The organism is Bradyrhizobium erythrophlei (assembly GCF_042430365.1).
Taxonomy (GTDB): Bacteria; Pseudomonadota; Alphaproteobacteria; order Rhizobiales; family Xanthobacteraceae; genus Bradyrhizobium; species Bradyrhizobium erythrophlei.
This window is the reverse complement of sequence record NZ_JBHMET010000038.1, coordinates 1-5,803: the sequence shown is the minus strand read 5'-3', so window position 1 is coordinate 5,803 and position 5,803 is coordinate 1. Positions and strand designations below refer to the sequence as shown.

General features: G+C 56.3%; 5 protein-coding genes and 3 pseudogenes. 6 read left to right on the top strand and 2 right to left on the bottom strand.

Annotated features, from left to right (window positions below):
* Positions 1–54: 54 nt before the first annotated feature.
* From ACFFWD_RS06115 to nolL, 3 genes and pseudogenes are all read left to right on the top strand, one after another.
* Positions 55–207, top strand: a pseudogene (locus ACFFWD_RS06115) (transposase domain-containing protein); the annotation flags it as partial.
* On the top strand, positions 204–827 hold the full coding sequence (locus ACFFWD_RS06110) for a UPF0149 family protein (protein WP_376962491.1): 624 nt from the start codon (positions 204–206) through the stop codon (positions 825–827). The pseudogene ACFFWD_RS06115 and the gene ACFFWD_RS06110, both read left to right, overlap by 4 nt.
* A gap of 443 nt (positions 828–1,270) precedes the next feature.
* Positions 1,271–2,385 (top strand): annotated as a pseudogene (gene nolL, locus ACFFWD_RS06105) (nodulation factor fucose acetyltransferase NolL).
* A 110-nt stretch (positions 2,386–2,495) separates the two neighbouring features.
* Here the strand turns inward: nolL and ACFFWD_RS06100 are convergent.
* Positions 2,496–2,656 (bottom strand): annotated as a pseudogene (locus tag ACFFWD_RS06100) (transposase domain-containing protein); the annotation flags it as partial.
* A gap of 674 nt (positions 2,657–3,330) precedes the next feature.
* Here ACFFWD_RS06100 and ACFFWD_RS06095 point away from each other — a divergent pair.
* Positions 3,331–4,095 carry an amidohydrolase family protein gene (locus ACFFWD_RS06095; protein ID WP_376962490.1) on the top strand — a complete coding sequence of 255 codons (765 nt, stop codon included), beginning with the start codon at positions 3,331–3,333 and terminating at the stop codon, positions 4,093–4,095.
* Positions 4,096–4,320: 225 nt separating this feature from the next.
* Here ACFFWD_RS06095 and ACFFWD_RS06090 read toward each other — a convergent pair whose 3' ends face one another.
* Entirely contained in the window at positions 4,321–4,440 is a 120-nt protein-coding gene (locus ACFFWD_RS06090; RefSeq protein ID WP_376962488.1) for an IS3 family transposase, read from the bottom strand.
* Positions 4,441–4,775: 335 nt separating this feature from the next.
* Between ACFFWD_RS06090 and ACFFWD_RS06085 the strand changes: the two genes are divergently transcribed.
* Both ACFFWD_RS06085 and ACFFWD_RS06080 read left to right on the top strand, forming a co-directional pair.
* Complete coding sequence (locus ACFFWD_RS06085; protein WP_376962486.1) at positions 4,776–5,168, top strand: avidin/streptavidin family protein; 393 nt, start codon at positions 4,776–4,778, stop codon at positions 5,166–5,168.
* A 377-nt stretch (positions 5,169–5,545) separates the two neighbouring features.
* Positions 5,546–5,770 carry a cold-shock protein gene (locus tag ACFFWD_RS06080; RefSeq protein ID WP_376962484.1) on the top strand — a complete coding sequence of 75 codons (225 nt, stop codon included), beginning with the start codon at positions 5,546–5,548 and terminating at the stop codon, positions 5,768–5,770.
* The last annotated feature ends 33 nt before the right edge of the window (positions 5,771–5,803 follow it).

Sequence of the window (5,803 nt, the reverse complement as noted above, 5' to 3'; positions counted from 1 at the left end):
CGGTGAATCTCGGGGAAAACAAGCCCATTCGGCATAGTTCGGCGGTCGGCATAAACGGCAAAACTCCATGAACTCGACCCGCAGTCCTACTTGACCGATGTGCTGGAGCGCATCGTGTCCGGGCGAACCAAAAGCCATCAGCTTCACGAGCTGCTCGCCTGGAACTGGAAGGCGGCGCGCCATCTCACCACACAGGCTGCCGCATGAGCGCGCGTCGCCATAAAACAGCATCGTCGATGGCGTCAGCCGCAATGCCGCTTGCGGAGCTCGAGCGATGGCTCCAGGCTCGCGTCAATCGGCATCCTGTCGCCACCAGCATTCCCATGCTCGACGGCTATGCCGCCGCGATCGTCGCCGGACCGGTGTCAATGAGCCCGATCGACTGGATCTGCCCGCTGCTCGCGATCGACGCCGACGCTTTCAACCATGGCGGCACGCCGGAGTTCGCCGCGATCTCTGCCGTCGCGCTGCGCCACAACGACATCAGCAACACCCTCTCGACCGCGCCCGATCGATTCGAGCCGATGCACCGGCGCGAGGTCAATGGCGATATCGATCCGCGCCCCTGGTGCCAGGGATTCTACGCCGCGATGCAGCTCAGGCTGCCGGCGTGGGCACCGTTGCTGGACGCCGGCAACGTCAATCATGGCCTGCTTCTACCCATCCTGCTGCACTGTCGCGACGATCAGAACCGTCCGCTGCTCGGAGGGCCGCCACGAAGGGGCCCCGAGACTGGGGACCTCCGTAATGCCCACCTCGATATCCCAGCGGCCGTCGAGGCCACGCGCCAATACTGGATGCCGATCCGCTACGCACGTCCCCGCTGATCACCGCAGACGTGGGAGCTCATACCGGGTTGCATTTGAACGATCTTTTGTGCCGGAACAGTTGTGGCCAAGCGCGTCTTCACGGCGGACTCGTTGGCGGTTAGAAAGTCCGATATCAATCCATCATGTAAATGCGGTTCATCCAAACAATTGATTGCACCAATTCTGAAAAAGCGGATAAGGAAGCTGATTGGGAGAGCTGGTCTATAAGGTCACTTCATTGAGGGCAGTTAGTAGACCATCCAAGAAGCAATCTAAGTTGAGCCGAAGGCCTAATCTAAACAAGATTGATTATCTGGTGGATCTGCAGGGAGCCCAAGCCAGATGTCATCGCCGGCGGCAGATAGGCGTTGATCACCAACTGATTTTCTCCTGTCCCAAGTCTCCCGATCGTCTATTCGAGAATGCATAACCGTCGCTGGATAAAAATTCAGGAGCAGATCATGGGGTACACCGCAGTCGCCGCTGCGGAGCGCGGTTCGTGCTCCGCAGCGGCGAACAATCGCGATCTAACCTTTGATTTTGTTAAAGGCGTTCTCATTATTTTGGTAGTATTGGGTCATCTATTACAATTGGTGATCTATCGAAACACAGATGACTTTTGGTTGTCGCCGTATTTTAAGGCGATCTATATGTTTCACATGCCCCTCTTTATGGCCATAAGTGGATATCTTGCTTCTGGAACAATTCTGCGAACATCGTTCGGTCGCGCCGTCGGTGATCGTGCGGTTCAATTACTGATCCCAATGCTGTTTTGGTGCGCACTTATTGAAACAGCCAAGCTAGCCGCATTTTTTCACTTCAGCGGCGTGACTGCCGGACTCCTGGACTTTTCAAGGGAATTGATTGGCACATATTGGTTCTTGTGGGCAGTACTTGCTTCTTTCCTTCTCATAAAGCTCTTTGCGGCTATCAACCTTTTATCGAAATGGATCCTGTGCGCGTCTGCAATTGTGATCGCACTTATGCCTATCACATCATCGATAGTACCATTGCTGAGATATACTATCCGTTCTTCTGTTTGGGGTTCTTGTTTGCCCAAACGATCGAGGAGCGGGCGAACATCATGCTGCGTCACAAATCTCTTTTGATGTTCTCATTCTGGGCAGCGGCTTGCCTGTGCTTTCTTGATTGGGGGAGGGACACTTACGCTTACAACAATCTTGTTTTAGTTCATGATGCACAATCGGCTAAACAGGTCTTGCTGATGTTCACCGGGTCTACAGCTGCTGCAGCAGTGGCGGCGCAATCTATGTTTCACTGTTGGAGGGTTCTATGCTTGACTCGATTAGCTCGCCTTGTTGCGGTGAAGCTTGGTCAAAGCACGCTGCTGCTTTACTTAGTTCAGGGCGCCGTCTTTCGCTTAACGGACTTGATACAATTCGGAGAACTTTGGGACGGTAAGACCAGAATTGTCGTTGCAAGCGCGATTGGAGCGGCGATTTTTGGCGCAGCGACGGCAGTTCTCTGGATTGTGAACGACCTTGGATACGTGTCGCGGATTATCGTCGGAGCGCCGCGACGTCTCAAGAGATCATCATGTCCGCCGCTTAGCTGAAGCCGTTCAGGCTTTGAAGTTCTGTAAGCCCGTGGGAGACCTTTCAATTACCCATAATTTTTGTCTCGATCGCGGCTCCTAGCTCGATGTAAGCGGCAAGCTGAGGCCGTTCAGGCGGCGTAATTCCATGGCATAAGCGCGTCGATTTCGCTGCTCGGCCAGCCGTTGGCAATGCACTGAAGCGTTGGGGTAAGCCAGGCGAGCGGTTCATCTTTGAGGTCTGCAGCAATGTCGCGATGGTCGCCCAGGCTCGTCCGCCGCCGGTGCTGCCCAGTGATCACCTCGACCCGACGATAGGAATCACCTTCTCGCCTGGCATCAAGCATGGCATTTGCCATCGCTGATCAGCTCATGCCACGCTGTATCGCAGGCGCCTCGCGATGGCGAGGTGGGGACCTCATGCCGGTTACTGTCAAGCACGAGTGTCTTGTCGGACATCTTGGCGCCAGACACGATATCGGTTGGCCGCAGTTCGCGAGCGTGCGACGAATGCTGTTGGCATCATTGACGGGCTGTAGGAACTCACACAATTCCAGGCGTGAAGAAGGAACAGTCTGTACATGACGTGCAGAGCCCGCACGTCACGTTGGTCCGAAACGTACGAACGATTTGATCTGCTTCCTCCGGTCGCATTGTTCCTATTTCTAGTTCGCGCTAAGGGGAGAGTAGGCCAAGGTTGGAAACACCGGGCAAATAACCAAATGTGAGCATCTACAGCGAGCCCTCACTGAGATGGTGTGCGAGCATTTCCATCTTGGGGCTCTACCTCGGCGAGACCTTGGAGACCGAGCGCCACGGTCTGGACGCGCAGCGGGGCGCCGCCTGCGACGCGCATGAGCAGAGACTGGACGGTGGCCGCCGGGCAGACGCCGACGACTTGCGGTTACGAGCGAACGACGGCCTGGCGAGCGCTCGGCCGGTTGCATTCTGCGGCAAGGACGCGCCATGAGGATCGACTGCGAGGTCCATGCCTTCCGCCAAGAGGCCCGGCGTGCGGCGCCCGTCATCAACGGCTCCTTGGAGCTGTTGGAAAGAGCTGCTCGCGGGTGCGCGATCACGGGGCTGGTGCTGGTCCAACCCTCTTTCCTGCACGGCGACCCGACGGAGCTCTTCGCCCAGGCGAGCCAGGCCCGAATGCCGGTGAGGCTTATTCCGCCGCTTGCGCAACCGCTGGCGCCTGAGGTCTTGGCGCAGTGGGGTCGATCGGGCGCCGTGGGTTTGGCGCTAACCTTCGACGACCCTGATCCGTTGGCCGAGTCCCTCGAGGCCGCCCTTCAGCTCGGCTTCCACTTGGAGGTGTCCGGCGGGGTCGAAGGACGAGAGCGCCTCACAGAGCAGCTCCTGGCCGACGGCCATCGCCTGGTGTTGCGAGACTTCGGGCTTGCGGACTTTGCCCGCGATCCCGCCTGGGATCCGCGCGTGGAGCGGCTGTTGGCGCTCGCTGAAGGCGCGGAAGCATGGGTGAAGCTGTCGGGGAGCGGACGCGTTCCAGATGAATGGGCCAAGGCAACGGCGGACAGGCTGCTGAAGAAGCTCGGGCCGAAACAGCTGCTCTGGGGGTCAGAGTGGCCGCACGTCACGGTCGCCCACGCCTATGCGCCACTCTATGCGGAAACATTGACGTGGCTTGAGGCGATCGTACCAGACGAGGACGCTAGAGGACGGATCCTTAGCGAGACCCCTGCGGCCTTATACGGCTTCCGCAACTAAGACCCGTATGCCTAAGAAAATAACGAAATGCGCATCTGCACGGCGAGCCTGTGTTCCGGACTTTGGTGGCGCGGAAAACAGCCCTTCGCTTGATGGATGTCGGCGCATCAAGCCGATCCATCAAGGCTTCTTAGGACCGACACGGCAGTCGCGCGGAACCCTGACATTCCCCCAAAGAAGTGGACGAATTTAAGCGGCTTTTAGCTCCATCTTGATCGGAGCGACTTATCCGACGGGGGAATGAAGTCGAGTTTGGTTGTAGAAGCCTTCAATGAAAACGAAGACATCCCGCGCTGCCTCGGCCTGGGTCCGGTATTTGCGATGATGGACGAATTCGGTCTTCAATGTATGAAGCTCTCCATCGCGCGGCGTTGTCGAAGCAATCGGCCTTGCGGCCCATCGATGTGGTGATGTCGGCGGCCGAGAGGGCTACGCGATAGTCGTTGTGAGGCATATTGGGCGGCTTCAAACGGTCGTCGCAATACTCTGAAGTTGGAGGTTGCGATGAACATTCGAAAAGCGGCGCGATCGCTACGGGGCATAGAGCCGGAAGGTTGCGCTGGGTACGATTCGTACGAAGAAAATGTACAAGTAGAAAACCGGCAGAAGTCATTGCGCCATCCGAGCATATAACTTATGTTACTACCTTAAAGAGAACTCCTCTTTTCGGGGGCTTCAATATGAAGAGATTTTTGGGACTTTTGCTTATCGCTCCGTTTTTCTTACTTTCCGACGAGGTCATGGCGCAGGGGCTTCCTGCTCCCTCGTATTGGAAGAATGAACGGGGTTCTGACCTGTTTATTTGGTCCTCCAATAACGGGACAATACAAGGGGCTTTCACAAATCATGCTCAAGGGTTTGCGTGCCAAGGCATTCCTTATCCTGCGTCGGGAGCCGTTAGTCCAACTGGCTTGTATTTTGTTGTTACTTTCGCCCAATGCAATTCCTTTACTCGCTGGGTCGGAAAAACTAACGGGTCTCAAATGCCCACGACATGGACGCTGTTCTACGTTGATAAGAATGGTCGGCCTGGCAAGTTGAAGGGCGCGGATACATTCACGCGCGTATGGTAGTTTTCAATGCGCATTCTTTGCGACGTCGCGACCTTGGAATTGGAAAATCGCTCTCGCGAGTTTTGGTCTGCGTATGTCCGAGCCGTGTAAACTCGGTGTCGCAAGGCTGGGCTGTCCAGGATCAGTCAGCTTCGATGCTTGGCGGCTCGTATGTCCTGCCGGAATGGCTCGGGAATAACAGGGCCTCTCCCCGGATTCTGAAGGACAGTCTAAGCTTGCGCCGCCAGTGTGCGGTATTCATGTTGGCGCGTTTGATGACGAGTGTGAGTTTTCAGCTCTCGATACTTAAAATTCGCGCCGACCAACCGGATGGTCTGGCTCTTGATCCTTCTGTAAATAATAGATAGATCGCGGTCGTTTGAATTGGAGATACTGTAATGGCGACTGGTATTGTGAAGTGGTTTAGCGCGACCAAGGGCTACGGTTTTATCAAACCCGATGATGGCGGAGCCGACGTATTCGTGCACATCAGGGCGGTTGAGAAGGCCGGCCACACCGAGCTCGCTGAGGGAGCCCGGATCAGTTTCGAGCTCAAGACAGGCAGCTCGGGCAAACTGTCCGCAGAAAACCTGCGTCTAGTACCCGGAATCAGAGCTGAGTGATACGGCGGCCTTTGAAACGGCGTTGACGGACCC

Bases quoted from the DNA above. Each gene is read 5' to 3' on its own strand.
- ACFFWD_RS06110 (WP_376962491.1), top strand. From the start codon at position 204: ATGAGCGCGCGTCGCCATAAAACAGCATCGTCGATGGCGTCAGCCGCA.
- ACFFWD_RS06095 (WP_376962490.1), top strand. From the start codon at position 3,331: ATGAGGATCGACTGCGAGGTCCATGCCTTCCGCCAAGAGGCCCGGCGT.
- ACFFWD_RS06080 (WP_376962484.1), top strand. From the start codon at position 5,546: ATGGCGACTGGTATTGTGAAGTGGTTTAGCGCGACCAAGGGCTACGGT.
- ACFFWD_RS06085 (WP_376962486.1), top strand. From the start codon at position 4,776: ATGAAGAGATTTTTGGGACTTTTGCTTATCGCTCCGTTTTTCTTACTT.